The following is a 23,023-nucleotide window of genomic DNA, read 5'->3' on the forward strand; positions in this document are numbered from 1 at the left end:
ATAACCCATAATTAAGACAATCAATGGTTAAAATTACGTTTGCCCTGTTACTATTACCCTATCTTCAGTTAAAATCCTCATCCTTAAATAAATTGTCGAAAAAAGACCCTATAAACGATATGCAAAAAATTCTTGATGATATTGCCGCAGAGATGGCAAGAGAAACTGCCCGCGGCAAAGTAGCAGATTATATCCCGCAATTGGCTCATGTCGACCCGAACCAGTTCGGTATAGCCGTAGCGACTCCTGATGGGCATATGTATGCAGCAGGTGATGCAAGCACTCTGTTTTCCATCCAAAGTATCTCTAAGGTATTTACCTTAACCATTGGTCTTGGCAAGCTAGGCGATACACTTTGGACACATGTCGGGCGTGAACCATCTGGCGATCCCTTTAATTCAATTGTGATGCTCGAGCACGAGTCTGGCCGACCGCGCAATCCTTTTATCAATGCTGGTGCCATTGCCGTGGTGGATGCTATTATGATGGGGCATAAACCCAAAGAAATACTGGGTGAAATCCTGCAGTTTGTTCACCTCATTGCAGATGATGAGTCAATTCGCTTTGATCATAAAGTAGCGGCTTCTGAGATGGCGCACAAGGACCGAAATGCCTCTCTGGCGCACTTTATGAAATCCTTTGGTCGTTTAAGACACGATGTGGATAATGTATTAGGTACGTATTTTCATCAGTGCTCGATTGCAATGAACTGCCAACAGTTGGCCAGTGCCGGTCTTTATCTAGTGTCTAACGGAGTTGATAAGCACTCAGGAGTACGTGTAATCAATGAAAAACGAGCACGCCGTATTAACTCATTGATGATGATGTGTGGTCATTATGATGGTTCTGGCGAATTTGCTTACCGTGTGGGCTTACCAGGCAAAAGTGGTGTTGGTGGCGGTATTTTGACGATAGCACCGGGTAAAGGATCCATCGCTGTTTGGTCACCAGGGCTTGATCATGTAGGTAACTCTAAGCTTGGACTAAAAGCACTAGAGCGCTTCGTACAAAAAACTGGCTGGTCGGTTTTTGCAGAATAAGATATACATGTATATTTGTCTAAATAGGTTTTTTATATAATGCCAAGCTCTCATACTAGCTGCGAAGCATACCGAAGCCATGAGTTGGTTTATTCTAAGCCCATATAGTCAGTCGGTGCTTTTTAAAGCGATTGTTTTATCTAAGCGACCTTTGTGCTAAATCCCTTTTGTATGAAACATTACTTTTCATAACAATATCTTAACGACTATTGCTAAGTTGATTAGAAATTATCAAAGATACAGAAGTATTATGTCCCTTAGTAAGCATATAGTAAGTGCACAAAATACGCCTTGCTTAGTGAGCAAACGCTTAGTATAGTAAAACCTAATGATATGCAGGGCATAGCGTACAGGTAAGTTTTTATTATTTGCTCTGAAATATCAGTCACTGCACAACTTTTAGTTTATTTTTTATCAATCAATCCACTTAACTATTAATCCAAAGGATATTTGTATGGCTATTAGCTTAACAAAAGGCGGCAACGTAAACTTATCAAAAGAAGCGCCAGGCTTAACTAACATTACAGTCGGTCTAGGCTGGGATCCACGTGCCACTGACGGCCAAGAGTTTGATTTAGATGCAATCGGTTTCTTGATTAACGAAGCAGGCAAAGTCCGTAACGACCAAGATTTTATCTTTTTCAATAACCTAAAATCAGACAACGGCGCTGTTGAGCATACTGGTGATAACCGTACTGGCGAAGGCGATGGCGATGATGAGAAAATCAAAATCAATCTTGCGAGCATTCCAGCTGATGTCAACAAAGTAGCTATCTGTGCCATCATCTACGAAGGCCAAGCACGTAACCAAAACTTCGGTCAAGTTGGTGATGCTTATATCCGTGTTGTAAACGACAATGGCGAATCTGAAATCGCTCGTTACGACTTATCAGAAGACGGCAGCACTGAGACAGCGATGATTTTTGGTGAATTATATCGTCACAGCGGTGATTGGAAATTCCGTGCTGTAGGTCAAGGCTTCAGCGGTGGTCTTGGACCATTAGCAGCCTCTTATGGCGTAAATGTTTAACGTTAGAACCAACGTAAACCTTTAGCAAGCCAGTTATCATAATCAGACGTCTGGTTATGATCCAATGAGCCATCAAGTGTGCCCCTTTAACGCATTTGATGGCTTTAAATTTAACTGGCTTATCATTAAAATCTATAGAGCATCTAAAAGCACACGCACATATTAAGAGTACTTAACAAAGATATTAGAATAAGGATTTGCAAGCCATGGCCGCAACATTCAGTTTAATCGGTACTATTGAACCTTTTTTGCATTGTAATCTTAAAAAAGGCGATTCAATTTATTGTGAAGCCAATGCAATGGTGATGATGGAGTCCAATCTTGAGCTGAAAGGTAAGCTACAAGGTGGGCTGATGCAGTCACTGATGCGCCGCTTTGCAAACGATGAATCATTGTTCCAACAGCAGATTGAAGCGGTTAATGGTGAGGGCGACTGTTTGCTTGCGCCCACGCTTGATGGGGATATGCAAATCATAGAAGTTGGCAAGCAGCAGTATACATTGAGTGATGGTGCGTTTGTCGCAGCCCAAACTGGTGTCGATATCAGAGCCAATATTCAGCGCAATTTAGGCGGTGCAGTGTTTGGTGATACAGGCGGCTTTATGGTGATGCAGACCCAAGGTCAAGGCCAAGTCGTGGTATCTGGTTTTGGTTCGTTGTTTGAGATTGATGTCACACCAGACAAAGACGTCATCATTGATAACGGTCATGTAGTCTGCTGGGATTCAAATCTTGAATACAAACTATCAGTTTCGACCAGTAAGAAAAAAGGCATCATGAGCAATATCATCAACTCCGTTACCAGTGGCGAAGGTATGGTTCTAAACTTCTCAGGAAGTGGTAAAGTCATTATTTGCTCGCGCAATCGTGACAGTTATCAAGGTTGGATACAAAGCGTTCTAGGTAGTAGCTCAGGTGGACGTGGCGGCGGCGGTGGCTTTTTAGATAATATCTTATAACACCTTTCGCAATTTATAATACTCTTTAGCATTATTTTTAAACGGTTTTACTCACAATTATTATAAGGATACTCACATGGCAGTTAGTCTTCAAAAAGGTCAAAAAATCTCCCTAAGCAAAGAAGCTGGCGGCGAGCTAACTCAAGTTAAATTGGGTCTAGGCTGGGATGTCGCGCAAGGGCCACAAGATAAAAAAGGTGGTTTCCTAGGAAAGTTATTCGGCGGCGGTTCTGGCGGCGACTCTATCGATTTAGATGCTTCATGCATCATGTTCGATGCCAATAAGCAAGCAGTTGATGCCATTTGGTTCAGTCAGCTAAAATCGAAAGACGGCAGTATCGTCCATACGGGTGACAACCGTACTGGCGACGGTGATGGCGATGATGAAGTCATCAATGTCGATCTCTCAAGAGTACCTGCCAATGTGGTTTCATTGGTATTTACGGTCAATAGCTTTACTGGTCAAACATTTGAGACAGTAGAAAATGCGTTTTGCCGTATCGTTAATGCCAATAATAACAGCGAAGTAGCACGTTATAACTTGTCTGCCCAAGGTGGACATACAGCGATGGTAATGGCAAAGGTCTATCGTCATAATAATGAGTGGAAAATGCATGCGATTGGCGAGACAGCTTCTGGCCGTACTTTCCACGACTTAATGCCTGCTATAACACCGCATGCATAATTGACTTGAGACTTGAACTGGATTATTACCAATCTAGTTAAGTAGTTTATTTCAAAAGAGAGCGGCCCATCTATCAATAGATGGGCCGCTCTTTTATGCTTATTATCTATAGTTAAGAATACTATTTACGTCCACGCTTCCAGCTAAAGCCCCAATTAAACGCTTTGTCCATTTCTTGGTGACCTTTGAAGTATTGGTTGATACGCTCAACATTGATACTGCCTTGCTGATTGACCAAACGGGCAATGGCACACATTGGTAGATTACCCGCACCTTCGGTCAAACGTGTCTCAATCGGTGATTGCTCTGGGACATGAATAGTCACGACCCCATCGGTTTTTTCCCAGTTAGGTGCGCCTTCGTAGATAAATGCAAAGATAAATACCTCTTCAATCTGCGACCATTGCTGACCATTGATATCCAGCCATTCACCGCCACTTACCTGCCCCGTTCTATCATCCGCACGTAGGCAAACATAAGGCGCTGATTGTAAACTACCAAAGCGATTGCCCAACGCTTGAATCAGGGTTTTTTCACCATTTTTTAGATGAATCATAGCACAGACATCTAGATCGATACCGCTTGATTGATGCTGCTTAAACAGGTCTCCCAGTATGCCTTTTTTGGGTGCTGATTTATCACTTTGAGGGCGTTGGTTCCAGTCTAAATTGACTGAAATTTTGCCAAAGTCATCACGTTTTTTTAGATTAATGCTAGATTGGTTTTTAGTTAAGGTTATTTTACTTAAGTTAATCGAAGGACTGGCAGGAATCGGTGGCGGGTTGTTAGCTTGAGACATGCTGCCTGCTTTTTGCGTATTGATTGGTCGCTGCGTGTTGATAGGTTGAGGCTGGCTTTGTGCAGGGTTATGGTTTTGGGCAGGTGCGTCATCAGCGATTTCCACACCAAAATGCTCAGACAAAGGTTTTAACCCTCCTTCAAACCCTTGGGCGATAAAACGAAATTTCCAGTTTCCTTGTCTGCGATAGCATTCAGCCAATATAATGGCTTTTTCATTACGTCCAGCGCTACTCAGCTGACAGGTCATCAGCACTTGACTGCCCTGTAATACTTGAATATCCACATCGCCAACTTGCGATAGTGTTTGCGCACTAGAGAACGCTAGGGCAATTTTCTCAATACTTGCAGGCTGTGCAGACAAATTAATATCAAAAAACCCATCACTGTCATGACCGCGAAAGCTAAGGCTACCATCATCGCTACGTGTCTGACCATAAAATATCATGTCTCCATCACCGCGTACTTTGCCGTCATTAGTCAGGCGATAAGCGGCACAATCAATGGCGTTTTGGCTTAAAATACGAATGCTAATATTGTCAGTCGGTAGTGGCGCATTGGCACCTGCAATTAGTTTTTGAGGTTGGTTTTGACTCATCATACGTCCTTTAGATTATTTATTATGCTGTTGTCATTGTCATGCCGACTATCATCATATAGTAGCATGGATATTATGAAAATTTTGAACCAGACAATCGCGATATAATCGCTAAAGTCATCCTTACAAATCCCTATGACTATTTTATCAGAGGCGTTTATAACGCATATCATTTGTATATAATACGTCCTATTAAACCGTATACCTTTGCTACTACTACTAGATTTACAGTAGCAATATTGACTTGCCCACTCCCCTACACCTAACGATAACGCTGAGAGAATTATGAATAATCTTGCTGACAATAGTAACCCTTCAATACCAGTAGTAGCGTGGTTAGCTGAAGGCCAATCTAGCCAGCGTGATATGTTAAAGAGCTTACAAAGTCTAAAGAGCAGATCAAATAAGCCCTTTCAAGTTTTTGCCTCACACCGTCATGATAGACCTGAGATTTTCGAATTCGCCGATATGATTTATCGTGAGCCATCTGACTCGATTATAGATACTGATATCCAAATGACTGATGAAACTGCCATACCACGCTGGCAGTTCGTATTGGAGCAAGCTCAAAAGCATAACGTAAAAGTACTGCTGACTGGGCGCAATGGTATTGATTATGAAGTGCATCGTGAGAAATTTGACGCTGCTGGTATTCGCTTATTGACGGGCGCAACCAGCGTAACAGCACTAGAATCAATCGATGATAAATTTGCTTTTATGCAGCATTGTCACACTCATAACATTCCAGCGGCAGACGCATGGCGTTTTAATAATACGGCGGAGCTTGAGGATTTATTAGCCAAATATGGTGACCAACCTCTATGCGTGAAACCTGTTGTCGGTATTTTTGCACAAGGGTTTTGGCGACTAGACACTGGTAAAGAATATGACGAGCAGTACGATAGCTTTGAGCACTTATATTTCACTGAAGAGAAAAAAATCAACACAGCTCAGTTTGTGAATGCCTATACCAACAGCCAAATGGTACACGAGCGCCCTATTCCAATGCTGCTAATGCCTTATCTGTCAGGGCAAGAGTACTCTATCGATGTAGTCTGTGAATATGGCGAAGTCCTAGCTGCTGTCACTCGTCATAAAACAGGAAAGATACAACACGTTGGTTATGAGCAGTCTGTCATGGATGTCGTAATCCCACTGATTAGGGCTTTTGGCTGTGATGGCATCGTCAGTGTACAAACCAAAGCTGATGATAGTGGTCAACACCGAGTTCTTGAGATTAATAGCCGTCCATCAGGTGGTATTGGTTATACTTCTCATAGTGGGATCGACTTAACGCAAGTCGGATTTTCTTATTGGTTGGGGCTATCAGAGAAACCTAACTTAGAGACCAATATTCAGCATATTGAACCATGCCAAGTACGCTCTATTATGATGAGTGTCAAAATTGAAAAGGATGACGAATGAATGGTCCGCTAGGCATGCACGTGGTTAGTAAATGATTTGAATAGGCACAAAAAAAGGTTTTTAGATTAATATCTAAAAACCTTTTTTACTATCTTCATTCTTGAAAAGTATCAAAAATGAGCGTTTAAAATTACTCGCCAAAGGCTAGTGTCGCTTGCTTAGGTGCATTTTTAGAAGCAATGACCCATAGTAAGCTCAATACGATTGCTGAACCGATGAAGATCATAATAGATGAAGAGATGGCACCTGCATGGGTATAATCCATAGGCATTGTGTGATCAGTCATCGTCATTTCCATCGCGGCTATACCAGTGTAATGCATACCACAAACGGCAAGACCCATGATGAAGGCACTACCAAAACGCTGTAATGTACCACGTAGATTGAATGCCAACCATAGCGCAGCGATAGCAGCTGCGATAGCAATCACAATCGATAGGATAAGCAGCGGTATATTGTACGACATGGTAGCGTCCATCTGCATAGAGGCCATACCGGTATAATGCATGGCTGCAACACCCAGTCCAGTAAGTACGCCGCCACCGATTAGCTTAGCAACGCTTGGCTCACCGCGACCTACGATGACAATACCGACTGCAACGAAACAAATCGCGAGTAGCATTGAGACAATTGTTAACCCTAAGTCATAGGTCACAGGCATTTTCATATCTACTGCCATCATACCGATATAGTGCATAGACCAAATCGCACCACCGATAGCAATCGATGATAGCGCTACCCAAAAATACAAATCTGTTCCTGGCTTGGCAGAAGGTACTCGAATGGCAAGGTTTAAGCCAACATAAGAACCAAATACTGCAATGGCGTATGAGACCAACACCAAAAGTAAGTTATATTCAACTTCCATCATTTTTTTGCCTTTTATCTATCATAAGAATTGAGTCAAATAACGTTACTTTTATTGCAACACGGTGCGTCATTCACTCGTTGATTTTTTTGCATAGACATGAAATTATCTACACACAGTTTTTCTTACCCAATGGTAAATTCGCAAATATTGGTACTGCCTGCGCCGCAGTTAGTCTCTTCAACTTGAACCACATCTATAGCAGGGTTGCTTGCCAAAAAGCCTTCTATATAACCTACAATAAAATGGCATCCTGAGTGAGTATGATCTGACGACTTACAGAACGGACATTTGATTAAATAAATTACATTGTTTTTTGCTTTAACTTTAGATAGGCCTTTTAGTGCTGGCACAAGCTCACGAGTAATCGTAGTAGGCATCTTCAGTGGACTACCAAGTGAATAATCACGCTGGTAAATGCCGCCACCAACCTTACGACCCAATTCTTGCAATGCCGTCACACGTCGCTCAATAGGCAAACTATCTTCATACTGGCTGACAATATCTGCTATTTTAGGGTAATAAGCACCAATGGCTGATAAGACGCTTTTCTCATCCAATGTCTTTTTTGCAGGGGCAGCTGACGATCCGCCTTCTTCTTCTATTTCTAGATTAAAAAGCGTACAACCTTCAATTGAAGACAAGTCATCGATTAGATCTTCCTGCGTTTTAGAGCCCAGGCTTCTTGCGATCACATGAATGATATTACCACCATTCTCTGAAGGTTCTTGCTTTTGGGAGACTAGCTGATAACCTGCTTTGATAAGCGGCGAAATAACATTGACCAGACGAATACGTTCAGAAGACGTTTCTAATGCACAAGAGAATTTCACAGAGCACTCCTTTTCTTAAAATACTGTTACGCTTTCTTATATCAAGCTATCTAGATAAGCTAATGTGAATAACGTTTCAAAGGTCCACCAACTGACTTTCTCACAATATAAAAAATATTCAGACATCAACCACACAATAGTTTTTGTATATCTTTTATATTATAAGAAATGAACTATATTCAGTAGATGAAATTTCGATTTTTATAGTTATTAAGCATACAAGTGCTCTAACTACTAGAAATTCATTAATCGCGAAACAGTAACAAGCTTGAAAATAAGATTAGAATTAATAGTTTTGAATCAGATCCTATTTTTAAACTTTACAGATAACATTTGGTCACAGTAGAGTTACTAAATAGCAATAGATTTTGATTGTATTATCACCGGAATCCTGTTTTGTAGCAATACACTATATGGCTTTGTCCGATAAGTGGCTCCATTAGCCGACAAATGGCTAGACTATAAAACCCCATCATTATTTTCTAAAAGTAATTAATTATTAAAAGGAATTCCAAAACTATTTAAACCTATATATCTTGATATATCTATTATGCAATTAATCTTAACTGTATATTAAAACATCTATTAATGTTTTCTCTTTGTAGAATGGTAGGTTCGAAATAAAATCAAAAACCTTTGTATAGTCAGACTTTAGTCTCAAGGATAAAATCATTAAACAATAAAAATAATTATAATCACGCAAATAAACTAAGGAAATGTGATGTTGAAGCAAGTCGAATTAGTGCTAGGAGCCAATACGGTTATCGAAAATACAAAGTGTTCGATCGCATTTTCTACTACTAAATCATTAGAGTTTGGACAGCAGCTTGGACTATTGTGGTTGCCATTAGATGCCAATCGTAAAGCAGTTTGTAGTCCTGCTTATTTACATGAGTCTAAAGACTGGGCTCAGCTCGATAGCAAGGATAATCCAAGTACATGGCAGTTAGATTTACCCCAGTTATTTGATAAAAATAATGTTAGTTTCTTACAACTGATTGCTTATGTTTATCATGATCCAAGCCTAAACTTGCCAGCGGTAGAGTTAAATGACGTAAGCCTCACGCTCAACAACGGGGATATTCGCTATAACTTCACAACGAACGAGCGGCATGTCAAAGCGGCGATTATATTAGAAATATATCAACGTAATAGACATTTCAAATGTCGTGCGCTTGGCGAGGCATCAACCCAAGGCTTAGCGAGCCTTGAACATCATGTACAGGTTAGTCTGGATATTCGTCCACCTAGCACACATACACTTATTCAAGAAGCGCAACAGCAGCAGCGTACTCAACCAAACAACGAAGCTCGCCCTCCCCGTCATGTACAAGCAGGCGAGACTTGGACAGGAACAGCGTTTGCTATTGATCCCTATCATCTGCTGACCTGCTATCATGTGATTGAGTCAGCAGCAATGGTTGGCATACGTCAGCAAGGTCAGCCTGATCGCGAGGCACAAGTCGTATTCAGCGATATCGGAAGCGATTCAGCTATTATTAAAGTTAGCGACCCTTTGCCTAGCTACCTCCCATTGGCGCAGCAATGTGTTGATATATTGGGTGAGACCATTACCACACTGGGGTTTCCGTTATCAGGACTGAGTAGCCAACTGCAAGTCACTCAAGGCTGTATATCAGGATTGACAGGTTTAAATAACGATATCCGTCATATACAGTTCACCGCACCCATTCAGCCTGGATCTAGTGGTAGTCCTTTATTATTGCTGACTGGAGAGGTAGTCGGTATGGTCACATCAAGTCTGGTTCATGAACATGCACAAAATATGAACTATGCGGTGAAATTTCAGTTATTATCTGCCCTACTGGCGAGCGCTGGCATCAGTTTGGAGAACACGACTGATTTGACCAGTTCTACGCCTCTTACAACACCTCAGCTAAGCAAGCAAAGTCGCAGTGCCTTATGGCTAGTTGGCTGTCAGGGTTAAAAATCTACGACGACATACAAATAAAAGCGCCAAGGAATATGAATGTTAAATGAGCAACACAGTACGACCATCACCCTACCCCGTGGTACGCTAGATCTGACTTACCAAACCAATTCAGCCACTAATAAATCAGTCACTAATAAAAATGGCGTAGAACAACGCGACCGTTATCAATTAGAAGATTTGCTAGGATTTGCACAGCGTATTAATCCAAAACGGGCGTTTCTGTTTGTCTCAAAAGTGCTAGGTCGTCATATTCCCGTTGCGCCAAGCACTATGCGAAACGCATTTACTGATTTGGCTGATTTAGTGCCTAGTGACTTGGCCGAACCAGTGCTAGTCATTGGTATGGCAGAGACCGCTGTTGGTCTATCTGCTGGTGTCCATCAAGCGCTACAAACGCGCTATCCTCAAGCTCTGCTATTGAACTCTACGCGTCATGCACAGCACGATGAGAGTAACAATGCAAATGGTAGTGATGCCAATGATACCGACTCTTTACTGACGACGTTTTGTGAAGATCACAGCCATGCCAGCCAGCATTTGATTTATCAGAGCAAAGATAGCGTTACTCAAGCGCAGCTACTGGCCAGTAAAACACTAATTATGGTCGATGATGAAGCCTCAACGGGTAATACCTGTGTGAATGTCGTCACGGCCCTACGTGAAGCAGGATTGAACCAGTTAGAGCAAGTGCATCTAACAACATTGGTCGACTGGTCATTAGATCAAGAAAAACCTCACCCACAGTCAGATGCTAAGCCTGCACGTATGGCCGATCGTCTCGCTAGTATTGAGTTTCATCGCCATCATTTATTGTCTGGTGCCTGGCAATGGACAGATGCACCCAATCCTGAACCCATCACGATGCCATCGGTTGATACTACTGCCGCTGGTAGTCAGGCGCTCGGTGATACGGGCAACTGGGGGCGTTTTCCAACGCTAGACAGTACAGAGGGTTTTGCTAACTATCTTTCAAGTTTTCAGACTGCATTTACGCGCTTCGATGGCCAAGAAAACTTTGATGTTACTCAGCTACCAAAAAGAATCTTAGTATTGGGTAGCAATGAGTTTGTTTGGTTGCCATTTTTATTGGCTCAATGGCTTGAAACAGAGTCAGACAAACTCAACGACGATACAGCGTCCATGGTTAATTTTAGCGCTTTAACCCGCTCACCGATTGCGCTTGGTGGAGCGATTACTACGATGCTAAGCTTTAGCGACAATTACGGGCTTGGTATGACCAATTTTGCTTATAACGTTGAGCCTAGTGATTGGGATTTGATAGTGTTGTGTGTAGAAACATCAGCTGATAGTGTGGATGCTATGTGGCGAGGTTTGGATAACGTGCTGGTGGTGAGCCCTAGTCTTTAAATTGCTCTCTAACTTTCAAACCTATTATTTACGGACGACACCATGACTACCTCATTTTTTAAAGCTAGCCCAGACATTATTAAGCCTTATGCCTTGATGGATTTGGATGATACGTTATTCCAAACCCAGCGCAAAATCGACGCTTGGGATTTGCTCACTACTGAGCCTGAATCTTTGGTATGTGCAACAGTCAATAAGCAAGACGAGCCTTTGAGCTTTATGAGCCAGCGCCAAGCAACCTTTTTTAATTGGTTACTTGCTAGCACTGAATTAATTGTAGTGACGGCACGGGATCGTAGTGAAATCAAACGCGTTAAGCTGCCCTTTGATAGTTGGCAAGTATTAACTCATGGGGCGATTATTTTAACGTCTGATGGAGCGCTGCTAAGCAGTTGGCAGCAGCATATGTATAGTAAGCTCGCGCCATTGCAAAATAAGCTTAATAAGTTAAGCGAATTATTTGCCAGTCATAGTCAAAGCGAGCAAAGTCATTTAGTATTCACACCGCATATCGATAGCTTTAACAATGGTTCTGTTGATGAAGAGCTAACCATTTATCTGGCTGTCAAACATGCGCAGAAAGATCATCAAGCGCTCGTAGATTTAGCTGAGAAACTGCCCACTCTGATACGTGATTTTGATCAAGATTTCTATGTTCATGTGAATGCCAATAACCTAGCGATATTGCCCCATGCGGTTCATAAGCGTCATGCGGTACAGTTTTTATTAGAGCATCATTTAGACCATCAGCGTCCCAGTTTTGGTTTTGGTGATAGCTTAGCTGACCTGCCTTTCTTACAGTTATTGGACTGGTACGGTATGCCCAATCATGGCCAATTGCATGAGCAATACCAGTCTAAATTGTCAGGCTAAACCACGAGTTTAAACTGCAGCCACGCAAATCCACTGTTATCATCAAGAGTGCTACTATTCATACTATGACTTTACCTAATATACAGATAAAAAGAGCCGATTTAAAAAACTATGGCTCAGGCAGCTATCTTGCAAGCGATGTCACTGTCCTACTCGATATGGTAGATAAGGACGCGGTTGCCGATGTGCCCGTCAGTCAAAAAGAAGCACTTATCCAAAGCGGACAACGCCATTACTCTGACATGCTGACCTTAGAGCAAGCACCTACTGCAATGCATGAGCAGCTATACATACAGGCGTTAGAGCAAGGGTCAACAAGGACCGCGACTGATATCGCTCATTTGTCTCATACGCTACATCAGCTGTTCCAGCAGGACGTGAGTGATGAGCATCCACTGGTTTTGGTCAGTTTGGTGCGAGCTGGTCTGCCAATTGGTGTGTTATTGCAGCGTGCGCTGTCGGATACAGACAGTAGCTATCGCTTGCCAAGTGTACATTATGGCATCAGTATCATTCGCGATCGTGGTCTTGATCCAGTGGCCCTGCAAATGCTACTAGAGGCTTATCCAAACAGTCCAGTCGTATTCGTCGATGGCTGGACAGGTAAAGGTGCCATATATCAAGAGTTGGCTCGCAGTCTAGAGACGTTTAGCGATTCTACTCATGTTAATTTTGCCAACATTTTCCATCAAGGCGCTGACGTCATTCCGTTACTGACTCTTGCCGATCCGGCTGGCGTTGCTTGGCTCGCGGCAAGTGAAGAAGACTGGTTGATCCCATCGGGTTTGTTAAATAGCACCGTATCGGGATTAATTTCACGTAGCTTGTATACAGAGCCATCATCAGGCCTGCATCGCAGTGTCTTTTATGATGATTTAATTGAGGTAGATCACAGTTTGGCATTCGTCGAGCATATCGATGCCGCGAAACGATCATTGGCTACTACTCCAGTGCGTCTACCGACTTACCAGCAGCCACGCTACCAGACTGCGGCGTTGATAGAGACGTTGGCCGCAGACTATAAGATTATCAATCGCAACCGTATTAAGCCGACTATTGCCGAGGCAACACGTGCCATATTACGCCGTGATCCAGAGCGTATATTGCTCGCCACTGCTGAGCACCCTGATACCGTACTGCTACGCCACTTATGTGCGCAACGAAATATCACTATCAGTGTATTAGGTGATAGAATACTGCCTTATCAAGCCATCACGCTTATCAAGCAGCGCTCCCAAGACACTTAATACATTTAACGGTATTAAATACTTTCTTTTTCGTTCTCTTATACTCTCTACTTATGATGCCAATTATGTCAGATATGCTAAAAACCGAGTCAGACCTTTACAATGATACCCAATCTTATGCGCATCTGATCACTGAGCGTCATGCGATGGTCAAACCACACACGCACCATCCATATCAGCTCGGTGCTAGCTTATACATGCCTGCGACTCGCCAAGATATTTGGCAAGTCATCAAGCGAGATAAATTACCGACGATTAATAGTATTATTATCTGTCTAGAGGATGCGGTCAGTCAGCAGGATGTAGAGTTGGCGCTTGAGCGTTTGCGCACCCTGCTCGATACATGGGCTGAGCATGTGAATAGCATTAATGCGCCATCTAAATCGGCGAAAATTCATGCTCAGCACCCGACACGTCCATTGGTTTTTATACGTCCACGTAGCCCGATGATGCTACAGCAACTGGCTGACTACACCCATATCGATCTTATCGATGGTTTCGTTATGCCAAAAGTTGATATGTATAGCTTATCTAACTGGCGCATGGCTTGTCAGAACCTAAAAGTAGATCAACTACTTATGCCGACGCTCGAAACCGCAGCGCTATTCAATCCGCATCACAATCAAGAGCTTGCCATCGCTTTTAAAGAAGCGTTTAGCCAACCAGTTTTTGCATTGCGTATCGGCGGTAATGACTTATTCGCAGCACTGCGCTTACGCCGCCCAAAGAACAGTATTGTCTATGAATCGCCTATCGGTACGTTGGCTTATCAAATGCTTGGCTGTTTTGTACCGCATGGTTTTTATCTTACCGCGCCAGTATTTGAGTACTTGGATCAGCCGACGCTGTTTATGCAAGAGCTGAACCGAGACGTCAGCTTAGGGATGGTAGGCAAAACTGTCATTCATCCAAGCCAAATCGCCCTAGTACAGCAAGCTTATTGCGTGCCATTGAGTACACTGGATGAAGCACAAGCGATCCTTCACTCTGAGGCCAAAGCAGTGTTTAAGTACAATAATACGATGCTAGAGCCTGCGACGCACCGTGCTTGGGCGACTGAAATTGTTAATCGTGCAGAAGCCTTTGGTACCATTGATGACGGACATAGCCAATACAGCTCACGAATGTAGCTTTCATCTCTGATGATGGCTGACTGCCATTTAACAAATTGCACCATACAAAAAGCCGCTATCAAATACAGGTAGCGGCTTTTTTATATAGAGATTTGCTTAGGACTTCTATAGATATAAGGCTTCAAAGCTCTCGAACAATATCTATATTAAGCACAACTTTCCAAAAACTGACGAAGTACTTGGTTCACTTGATCAGGCTCTTCTACTGTCGATGTATGACCGGCACCTTTGATAATAGCAAGCTTGGACCCAGCGATAGCAAAATGCATGCGTTCAGATTTGGCATAAGGCGTGGCGGCATCTTCATCACCAACCACAATCAGTGTTGGCGTTGTAATCTCACCCAGCTGCTCATAAGTACCTGTACGCTCAATCACGCCCATTGTTGCTTTGACCACGCCGCCTTTGCGATTGCTTTGTAGCATTGTTAGCCACTGCTTACGGTCAGATTTGCGCAGCTTGTCTGCCAAAAACGTACTGCCAAACATGATTGGCATCACTTTGTTACTCACACGCTTCATACCTAGCCAGCGAATGGCTTTCACCAGCTTGCGATACTGAGGGATGTTTTTTGGATCTTCAGGGTCAGCAGAGGTTTCTAACAGCGTTAACGACAATAGCAGCTCAGGGCGTTTAAGCGCGATACGTTGAGCCACGAACCCGCCCATAGATAGCCCAACAAAATGACATTTATCAATACCAAGCGCTGCAAGTAAGCCAAGCGTATCTTCAGTCAGCGTCTCCATATCATAGCCAGATTTGGTAACCTGAGACTGACCTTGCCCGCGAAAATCGAAAGCAATACAACGATAGTCTGTTTGAAAGTGCTCTACTTGCTTATCATACATCTGTGAGCTCCACAGTAGACCGTGAGCAAATACGATAACGGGCTTTTGTGTGTCATTCGGTGCGCTGTCTTCGTAATAAATATCAGCGTTATTTACAGTGATAGTTGGCATAACCACATCCTTGTTTGATCAATGAAAAGTTCGAGCGTACCCTTGTGTCTTTTACGACTCTTTTACGCTCAACCTGGCATATTAGCATAATCCATTAGCCCCTTAGGTCATAGCCTTTTTACGAGCCAGTCGTTTTGTCTCATTAGCTAGCATCAGCTTTTACGATAGAATAGGAAAGTTTACCAGTATGTAGATGTGTCTTAAGCGCCCACAAAACACGCTTTTATAATCATAGCAAGCTGCTATAGTAATCAGCATTGAACCATTTTTACCTTTATCTCAAAGTATTGTCATTGATACAGAATATTAAAACCGTCATTTAAAATAAGGAAGTCTCAAATGTCACAGTCTCTCGTCGATTATCAAGTTGCAGAGCACATTGCTACCATTACCTTTAACGATCCAAAAAGCTTAAATGCCTTTGGCACACCCTTAAAAAACCAAGTCTTGATAGCGCTAGATAAAGCGGCCGCAGATGATCAAGTACGGGTGATTATTTTACAAGGGGCTGGTGGTAACTTCTCAAGCGGCGGCGATATAAAAGAGATGTTGTCTGAAGGATTAGACAAGGATATTGTTTCAAACAAATTAAGAGGCATGGTAGAAGGTGCAGGCGAAGTCAGCTTAAAATTACGTCATATCCATAAGCCGATTATTGCCAAATTAGAAGGTGCTGTGGCAGGTGCTGGCATGAACTTGGCGCTTACTTGTGACTTCCGCATTGCCGCAGACAATGCGAAGTTTGTACAAGCGTTTGTTAATATCGGCCTAGTTCCAGATGCTGGCGGTATTTACTTATTAAACCAATTGGTAGGTGCAGCAAAAGCCACTGAGCTTGTAATGCTAGGTGACAAATTAAAAGCAGAAGACATGGCGCGCTTAAACCTAGTGAACAACGTGGTAAGTGTTGACGAGCTAGAAGCCACCGTACAAGCATTGGCGCTACGATTGAGCCAGCTGCCAGGCAAAGCATTGGCCGCTATGAAAGAGAGCTTCAACGTACACGCCTTCGCTGGTTTGAGCGCAGCGTTAGATACGGAAGTTGAGCAACAGACCGTAATGGCAAAAACCGATGACTTTATCGAAGGGGTTAGCGCCTTTATAGCAAAGCGTAAGCCTGTATATCAAGGTAAATAATAACTTAAATAACGATACAATCAAAAAAGGGCTGCCAATATGGTAGCCCTTTTTTTGTCAATGCCTTTAATTAAGAAGCGGTAGCGGGTTTAGAATGATGAGGTAAAGTAAATATCTTGTCAAAAATCAGAGTAAACGTAAACGTATAAACTAAGAAAAACAGCAGTAGCGCCACTTCCATCATCAAGGCTTTTACTAGACCAACATCGTACCAAATCATATATAGTGGCAAGCAGATCAACACCAGCCCACCTTCAAAACCAAAAGCATGAACACTGCGTATCCATAATGTGCGACGTACAATGCGCCTGCGACGTTCCCACGCTTCAAAAGCGGTATTATATATGAAGTTCCAAACGACGGCTGCTACCGACATCATTACGGCGATTGGTAAAGATTCTGATGCATCACTGTGACTGAGTTTCATCAATATAAGGGTAGATAAGATAATCGCGATAATTTCGAAGGCGGTCACATAAATTAAGCGACGTTTAAGCGGTGATAAGGTCATCAACCAAGACTCCAAAGCACCTGTATTTAAACAGCAAGGTGCGTATCAAAGTATCGGTCCGTCCCGAATTAGAAAAGATAAATAAAGTACAGAGCCACGGTTTCCGCCTGCCCCTATATTATACAGAAACCAGACTCAAAAATCAGTGAGGACATTTGTAAACAGGCGTAAGCCGTTTTATTAACGATTACCGCCTGTTTTAACCGGACTATTTCGCCGGTAGACCCCATTTATTGGTTTCAGGCTTGGTATCACTCACTAGAAATACCAGCAATATAATAGAGCCTACAAGTGGCACTATCCCTATCAAAAACCACCATCCTGAGCGGCTAGTATCATGTAAGCGACGGATAGTCACGGCAAGACCAGGCAGAAATAAACCAAGTGCCGCTACTATGTAAAATAAACCTGTCTCTGAGCTGAATATTATTGCGTCTAGCAGCATTGCAACGATCATCACCCCCATTTGCACTAGAAAAAAATACCAATATTCTTTACGGCGCGCACGACCAGAAAAATTCGTGTAATTTCTCATGCCCTTTTTAAACCAGTCAATGATGCCATAATTTGCTTCAGCGCTATGATTGTTAGCCATCGTAGATCTGGGCAATGGCGGCGGTGTTGCTTTATCGAGCTTAATATTATTTTCCATAGGGCTTTTTATCTCAGTCGTGAAAAGTAGAAATAGTCAGTGAAAATTATCAACAATTGGCTTTGATTATAGATACTCAATAAAAGTTTGTAAATGAATACTAGTTTTCTTAGAGTCATTAATAAAAAACCCCGCATCATGACGATACGGGGTTATTTTTTATGTATAAAGTTTTTAGTATAAAGCCTCTAATTTTAAAAGCTTATATACTCAAGATTAGGTCAACTGAGCAACGTTAATCTTGTCTGCTTCTTCAGTATAGTCTTCCATACGGTCGAAGTTCATGTATTGATAGACTTCATCACCCATGCTGTTTAGCATACCAGCATACTGCTGATACTCATCGTTAGTCGGCAATTTACCAAGTACCGCTGCGACTGCTGCAAGCTCTGCAGAAGCTAGGTATACGTTAGCGCCTTGACCTAGACGGTTCGGGAAGTTACGAGTTGAGGTCGATACCGCAGTAGATTTCGGTGCGATACGTGCTTGGTTACCCATACATAGTGAACAACCTGGCATTTCAGTACGAGCGCCGGCTTGTGCATAAATGTTGTAGTACCCTTCTTCCATCAACTGACGTGCATCCATCTTAGTAGGTGGTGCAATCCATAGACGAGTCTTCAGGCTACCTGCTGGTACGTCTTGTAGCAATTTACCAGCGGCACGGAAGTGACCGATGTTAGTCATACATGAACCAATGAATACTTCATCAATCGTATCACCAGCCACGTCTGCTAGCGTTTTTGCATCATCTGGATCGTTCGGGCAGCACAGGATAGGCTCTTTGATTTCACTCATATCGATAGTGATGTCGATCGCGTATTCAGCATCGTCGTCAGCACGCATGAGGCTTGGGTTAGCCAACCACTCTTGCATTTGCTCAACACGGCGGCTGATCGTACGTGCATCGCCATAGCCTTCTGAGATCATCCACTTAAGCAGCGTGATGTTTGAGTTTAGGTACTCAGTCACTGACGCTTCAGATAAAGTGATGGTACAACCAGCAGCACTACGCTCAGCTGAGGCATCAGACAATTCAAACGCTTGCTCAGCGGTCAAATCTTCTAGACCTTCGATTTCAAGAATACGGCCGTTGAACTCGTTGATTTTACCTTTCTTATCAACCGTCAAGTAACCTTCTTTGATCGCTTGGTAAGGGATCGCATGTACTAGGTCACGTAGAGTGATACCAGCTTGACGCTCACCAACAAAACGAACACGAACAGATTCAGGCATATCAAGTGGCATTACACCAGTTGCCGCTGCGAAAGCAACTAGGCCAGAGCCCGCTGGGAACGAGATACCCATTGGGAAACGAGTATGCGAGTCACCACCAGTACCAACGGTATCTGGAAGTAGCATACGGTTCAACCATGAGTGAATGATACCATCACCTGGACGTAAGCTTACACCGCCACGGTTCATGATAAAGTCAGGTAGTGTGTGCTGAGTCTCAACGTCAACTGGCTTTGGATAAGCCGCAGTATGACAGAATGACTGCATCACTAGGTCTGCTTGGAAGCCCAAACATGCCAAGTCTTTTAGCTCATCACGCGTCATCGGACCAGTGGTATCCTGAGAGCCGACAGTCGTCATCTTAGGCTCACAGTACATACCTGGACGTACGCCTGTCAGACCACAAGCTTTACCAACCATTTTCTGTGCAAGCGTAAAGCCTTTACCAGTATCAGCTGGCTCTTCTGGCTTAGCAAAGATGTCTGAATGACCAAGACCCATGTATTCACGAGCACGGTTAGTCAAACCACGACCAACGATCAATGGAATACGGCCGCCAGCACGAACTTCATCAAGCAATGTTGGTGAGTTTAGTGAGAACGTTGATAGTACTTCGTCAGAATCATGCTTAGTGATTTTGCCTTCGTATGGATAGATGTCAAATACATCACCCATGTTTAGGTTATCAACTGCCACTTTTTCAATTGGCAATGCGCCAGAATCTTCCATGGTGTTGAAGAAGATAGGAGCGATATTGTTACCAAGTACGAGACCGCCGCCACGTTTGTTTGGCACGTTAGGGATATCTTCACCCATCAACCACAATACTGAGTTGGTCGCAGACTTACGGCTAGAACCAGTACCAACAACATCACCAACATAGGCTAGCGGATGGCCTTTTTCTTTCAGTGCTTCGATTTGCTTCATTGGGCCAACAACGCCCTCTTCGTCAGCATTGATGCCGTCGCGAGAGTTTTTGTGCATGGCTAGTGAATGCAATGGGATATCAGGACGGCTCCATGCGTCTTGCGCAGGTGATAAGTCATCCGTGTTGGTCTCGCCAGTGACTTTGAACGTCGTGTAAGTGGTTTTCTTTGGTACTTCAGGGCGATTCAAGAACCATTCTGCGTCAGCCCAAGATTGAACAACTTCTTTAGCAATGGTGTTGCCCGCTTCAGCTTTTTCAGTCACGTCATTGAATGCGTCAAATACTAGCAAAGTTTTCTTTAGTGCTTCAGCAGCGTCTTGTGCAACTTCGCTATCATCTAGTGCAGCAACTAATGGCTGAACGTTGTAGCCACCTTGCATAGTACCTAGAATTTCAACCGCTTTTTGTTTGCTGATAAGTGGTGATGATGTTTCACCCTTTAAGATAGCAGCCAAAAATGCCGCTTTAACGTATGCTGCTTGGTCAACACCAGCAGGAATACGGTTTTCTAATAGGTTCATCAAGAACGCATCTTCGCCTGCAGGCGGGTTCTTTAACAGTTCAACCAACTCTACTACTTGTTTTTCATTTAGTGGTAGGGGTACAGTTCCTAGCTCAGCACGTTCTTCGACATGTTTACGATAAGCTTCTAACACAATAGTCGTCCTCGTCAGTTGGGGTGTAGCACATTACGTGGGTAGTCAGCATGACTGCCTGCGTCTATATACTATATGAAATAATTATCCGTGCAATCATAGCTTAAAACGCTTTAAATGTTAATGGCTCAGCTCTGAAAAGGCGCATAGTAAGGCCATATTGAACATTTATTATAAAAATAGTGCCATCAATAATATGATTGTAGTGCTCATTATAACTGGCATTTGTCTGATTACGCTTATCAATAAGCGCTTGCTTTATGACTGAGCAGACACCATATGACTGATATACGATTTTGTAAGAAACAACTTCGATAAAATCTCGCTTAAAGAAATGTAGCAATATCGATGTATTAACAGTCGATTTGGTAAAAACATTTTGGTAAAAATATTAAGGACGACGATATGACTGATAGCAATACGGACAACAATCCTAACTATGATAATGGTCTCAAGGTACGCACTGAGGTGATGGGTGAGCAGCATGTCAAACGCTCGCTTGATGCGGCCACAGGATTTACCCAACCGCTGCAAGACTGGATTATTGAACACGCTTGGGGCAGCACTTGGCAAGATGACTCAGTATTACCACGCAAGTATCGCTCATTAATCACTATTGCCTTTTTAATTGCTCAAAAAAGCCCAAATGAGTTGAAAGGTCATATACGCGGTGCCATTAACAACGGGGCCAGTGTCGCCGAGATTAGAGAAGTGCTCATGCACAGCTTGCCGTACTGCGGTGCACCTGCTACTCAAGAAGCGTTTCGCGCTGCCATAGATATACTGAATGAGTTGGAAATCGATATAGATATTTAAAACTATGGTCGTCCGAGCAATCATAGTAATCTTAACAATATTGTTTAAAAATTGACGACCAAATTTCTGCTATAATGTCTGCACTCATAAAACATTCTGATAATTCCATAAACCCTTATAATATAAAGGGTTAAGAGATAACTCCATTATGACAACTGCCGTACAAACACATGTACCTGCTGCTAAGGCCAAACCAAAAAAAGCCATCCAAGGTGAAAAGCTACGTGGCTATGACAAAGTTGCCCGTATCCCAATTAAGGTGATCCCGACTGTCGAGGCAAAGAAAAAGCCTGATTGGATTCGGGTAAAAATGTCCTCGCCTGCTGAAGTCGCTCGTATCAAAGCAACCTTGCGTGAGCAAAAGCTTTATACCGTTTGTGAAGAAGCGGCCTGCCCTAACCTGCCACAGTGCTTCGCTGATGGTACAGCCACCTTTATGATTATGGGTGATATCTGTACGCGTCGCTGCCCGTTCTGTGATGTAGGCCATGGTCGCCCTAATGAGCTAGACAAGGATGAGCCGCGTCATACTGCTGAGACCATTCAAGGTCTACAGCTTAAATATGCCGTAATCACCTCTGTCGATCGCGATGATCTAAAAGACGGCGGTGCGGGACATTTTGTGGAAGTGCTAAACGAGTCAAGAGCACTTAGCCCAAACTGCTTGATTGAAATCCTAGTACCAGATTTCCGTGGCCGTATGGATATCGCATTGGATTTATTGACAGAGACTGCACCAGATGTGTTTAACCACAATATCGAAACGGTGCCACGTCTATACAAAGCTTTCCGTCCGGGTTCTGATTATCAGCATTCGCTAGATTTGCTTAAGATTTATAAAGAGCGTCGTCCTGATATCGCCACCAAGTGCGGCTTTATGGTTGGTCTTGGTGAGACAGAAGAAGAGATCTATGCGCTACTCGATGATCTAAAAGCTCATGACGTGGATATGATCACGATTGGTCAGTATCTACAGCCTAGTAAAAACCATGCGCCTGTCGATCGTTATGTCCATCCAGACGAGTTCCAACGCTATATGGACTACGGTAAAAAGATTGGCTTCTTTAGCATTTGGGCAGGTCCAATGGTACGCTCAAGCTACTTTGCAGATCGTCAATACTATGGCGAAGATTGCCCAGCACCTATCCGTAGCAAAAAAGCATTAGAAGCTGAAGGCAAACTTGGCTGCTAATTTAGTAATAAAGTGATGTGAAAGTAATTGTGAAGAACAGTAGCTAAGACAGTTATTACGACATCTCGAGAATATTAAAAAGGGTGAATAACAAATTTGTTATTCACCCTTTTTTTGAGCTTTGT

General features: G+C 43.0%; 20 protein-coding genes. 13 read left to right on the forward strand and 7 right to left on the reverse strand.

Annotated elements, in window-relative coordinates; all coding sequences use genetic code 11:
- Positions 1-119: 119 nt before the first annotated feature.
- The 4 genes from ACQKCG_RS00225 to ACQKCG_RS00240 all read left to right on the forward strand — a co-directional run bounded on the left by ACQKCG_RS00225 (position 120) and on the right by ACQKCG_RS00240 (position 3,714).
- Positions 120-1,040 (forward strand): glutaminase, encoded by a 921-nt coding sequence (locus tag ACQKCG_RS00225; RefSeq protein WP_427584938.1) that lies wholly within the window; start codon positions 120-122, stop codon positions 1,038-1,040.
- Positions 1,041-1,494: 454 nt separating this feature from the next.
- The gene (locus ACQKCG_RS00230) at positions 1,495-2,070 is read left to right on the forward strand and encodes a TerD family protein (RefSeq protein WP_057760832.1); all 576 of its coding nucleotides are present in this window, start codon (positions 1,495-1,497) and stop codon (positions 2,068-2,070) included.
- Positions 2,071-2,276: 206 nt separating this feature from the next.
- The gene (locus tag ACQKCG_RS00235; protein ID WP_057760834.1) at positions 2,277-3,029 is read left to right on the forward strand and encodes a TIGR00266 family protein; all 753 of its coding nucleotides are present in this window, start codon (positions 2,277-2,279) and stop codon (positions 3,027-3,029) included.
- Positions 3,030-3,105: 76 nt separating this feature from the next.
- Positions 3,106-3,714 carry a TerD family protein gene (locus tag ACQKCG_RS00240; RefSeq protein WP_057760836.1) on the forward strand — a complete coding sequence of 203 codons (609 nt, stop codon included), beginning with the start codon at positions 3,106-3,108 and terminating at the stop codon, positions 3,712-3,714.
- 121 nt (positions 3,715-3,835) lie between these two features.
- Here ACQKCG_RS00240 and ACQKCG_RS00245 read toward each other — a convergent pair whose 3' ends face one another.
- Complete coding sequence (locus ACQKCG_RS00245; RefSeq protein ID WP_427584940.1) at positions 3,836-5,110, reverse strand: TerD family protein; 1,275 nt, start codon at positions 5,108-5,110, stop codon at positions 3,836-3,838.
- Between the two features lie 285 nt (positions 5,111-5,395).
- Between ACQKCG_RS00245 and ACQKCG_RS00250 the strand changes: the two genes are divergently transcribed.
- Positions 5,396-6,535, forward strand: a complete 1,140-nt coding sequence (locus tag ACQKCG_RS00250) for an ATP-grasp domain-containing protein (protein ID WP_427584941.1) — start codon at positions 5,396-5,398, stop codon at positions 6,533-6,535.
- Positions 6,536-6,665: 130 nt separating this feature from the next.
- On the opposite strand, the gene ACQKCG_RS00255 is transcribed toward ACQKCG_RS00250, so the two are convergent.
- Positions 6,666-7,406, reverse strand: coding sequence for an MHYT domain-containing protein (locus ACQKCG_RS00255; protein WP_101206438.1), 741 nt, complete (start codon positions 7,404-7,406; stop codon positions 6,666-6,668).
- 122 nt (positions 7,407-7,528) lie between these two features.
- Entirely contained in the window at positions 7,529-8,236 is a 708-nt protein-coding gene (locus ACQKCG_RS00260; RefSeq protein WP_101206437.1) for a hypothetical protein, read from the reverse strand.
- Positions 8,237-8,957: 721 nt separating this feature from the next.
- On the opposite strand from ACQKCG_RS00260, the gene ACQKCG_RS00265 reads away from it, so the two are divergent.
- The 5 genes from ACQKCG_RS00265 (at position 8,958) to ACQKCG_RS00285 (ending at position 14,808) form a co-directional block, all read left to right on the forward strand.
- Entirely contained in the window at positions 8,958-10,184 is a 1,227-nt protein-coding gene (locus tag ACQKCG_RS00265; protein WP_101206436.1) for a S1 family peptidase, read from the forward strand.
- A gap of 42 nt (positions 10,185-10,226) precedes the next feature.
- Positions 10,227-11,558 carry a phosphoribosyltransferase domain-containing protein gene (locus ACQKCG_RS00270; protein ID WP_101206435.1) on the forward strand — a complete coding sequence of 444 codons (1,332 nt, stop codon included), beginning with the start codon at positions 10,227-10,229 and terminating at the stop codon, positions 11,556-11,558.
- A gap of 42 nt (positions 11,559-11,600) precedes the next feature.
- Positions 11,601-12,431, forward strand: a complete 831-nt coding sequence (locus ACQKCG_RS00275; protein WP_101206434.1) for an HAD hydrolase family protein — start codon at positions 11,601-11,603, stop codon at positions 12,429-12,431.
- Between the two features lie 65 nt (positions 12,432-12,496).
- Positions 12,497-13,678 (forward strand): cysteine protease StiP domain-containing protein, encoded by a 1,182-nt coding sequence (locus ACQKCG_RS00280; RefSeq protein ID WP_101206433.1) that lies wholly within the window; start codon positions 12,497-12,499, stop codon positions 13,676-13,678.
- A 65-nt stretch (positions 13,679-13,743) separates the two neighbouring features.
- On the forward strand, positions 13,744-14,808 hold the full coding sequence (locus ACQKCG_RS00285) for an HpcH/HpaI aldolase/citrate lyase family protein (protein WP_227522992.1): 1,065 nt from the start codon (positions 13,744-13,746) through the stop codon (positions 14,806-14,808).
- A 149-nt stretch (positions 14,809-14,957) separates the two neighbouring features.
- Here ACQKCG_RS00285 and ACQKCG_RS00290 read toward each other — a convergent pair whose 3' ends face one another.
- Positions 14,958-15,770, reverse strand: coding sequence for an alpha/beta fold hydrolase (locus tag ACQKCG_RS00290; RefSeq protein ID WP_057760852.1), 813 nt, complete (start codon positions 15,768-15,770; stop codon positions 14,958-14,960).
- Between the two features lie 339 nt (positions 15,771-16,109).
- Here ACQKCG_RS00290 and ACQKCG_RS00295 point away from each other — a divergent pair, with 339 nt between their 5' ends.
- Positions 16,110-16,907: an enoyl-CoA hydratase/isomerase family protein gene (locus ACQKCG_RS00295; RefSeq protein WP_101206432.1), complete on the forward strand. Its 798-nt coding sequence runs from the start codon at positions 16,110-16,112 to the stop codon at positions 16,905-16,907.
- A gap of 70 nt (positions 16,908-16,977) precedes the next feature.
- Here ACQKCG_RS00295 and ACQKCG_RS00300 read toward each other — a convergent pair whose 3' ends face one another.
- The 3 genes from ACQKCG_RS00300 to acnB all read right to left on the reverse strand — a co-directional run bounded on the left by ACQKCG_RS00300 (position 16,978) and on the right by acnB (position 20,890).
- Positions 16,978-17,418 carry a PACE efflux transporter gene (locus ACQKCG_RS00300; protein WP_101206431.1) on the reverse strand — a complete coding sequence of 147 codons (441 nt, stop codon included), beginning with the start codon at positions 17,416-17,418 and terminating at the stop codon, positions 16,978-16,980.
- Between the two features lie 208 nt (positions 17,419-17,626).
- Positions 17,627-18,070 (reverse strand): DUF805 domain-containing protein, encoded by a 444-nt coding sequence (locus ACQKCG_RS00305; protein ID WP_227522991.1) that lies wholly within the window; start codon positions 18,068-18,070, stop codon positions 17,627-17,629.
- Between the two features lie 216 nt (positions 18,071-18,286).
- Complete coding sequence (gene acnB, locus ACQKCG_RS00310) at positions 18,287-20,890, reverse strand: bifunctional aconitate hydratase 2/2-methylisocitrate dehydratase (protein WP_101206430.1); 2,604 nt, start codon at positions 20,888-20,890, stop codon at positions 18,287-18,289.
- A gap of 405 nt (positions 20,891-21,295) precedes the next feature.
- Here acnB and ACQKCG_RS00315 point away from each other — a divergent pair, with 405 nt between their 5' ends.
- Both ACQKCG_RS00315 and lipA read left to right on the forward strand, forming a co-directional pair.
- Positions 21,296-21,706 (forward strand): carboxymuconolactone decarboxylase family protein, encoded by a 411-nt coding sequence (locus ACQKCG_RS00315; protein WP_057760859.1) that lies wholly within the window; start codon positions 21,296-21,298, stop codon positions 21,704-21,706.
- A 148-nt stretch (positions 21,707-21,854) separates the two neighbouring features.
- Positions 21,855-22,898, forward strand: coding sequence for a lipoyl synthase (gene lipA / locus ACQKCG_RS00320; protein ID WP_057760861.1), 1,044 nt, complete (start codon positions 21,855-21,857; stop codon positions 22,896-22,898).
- The last annotated feature ends 125 nt before the right edge of the window (positions 22,899-23,023 follow it).

The sequence above is a fragment of the Psychrobacter sp. NPDC078929 genome (genome assembly GCF_050267985.1).
GTDB lineage: Bacteria > Pseudomonadota > Gammaproteobacteria > Pseudomonadales > Moraxellaceae > Psychrobacter.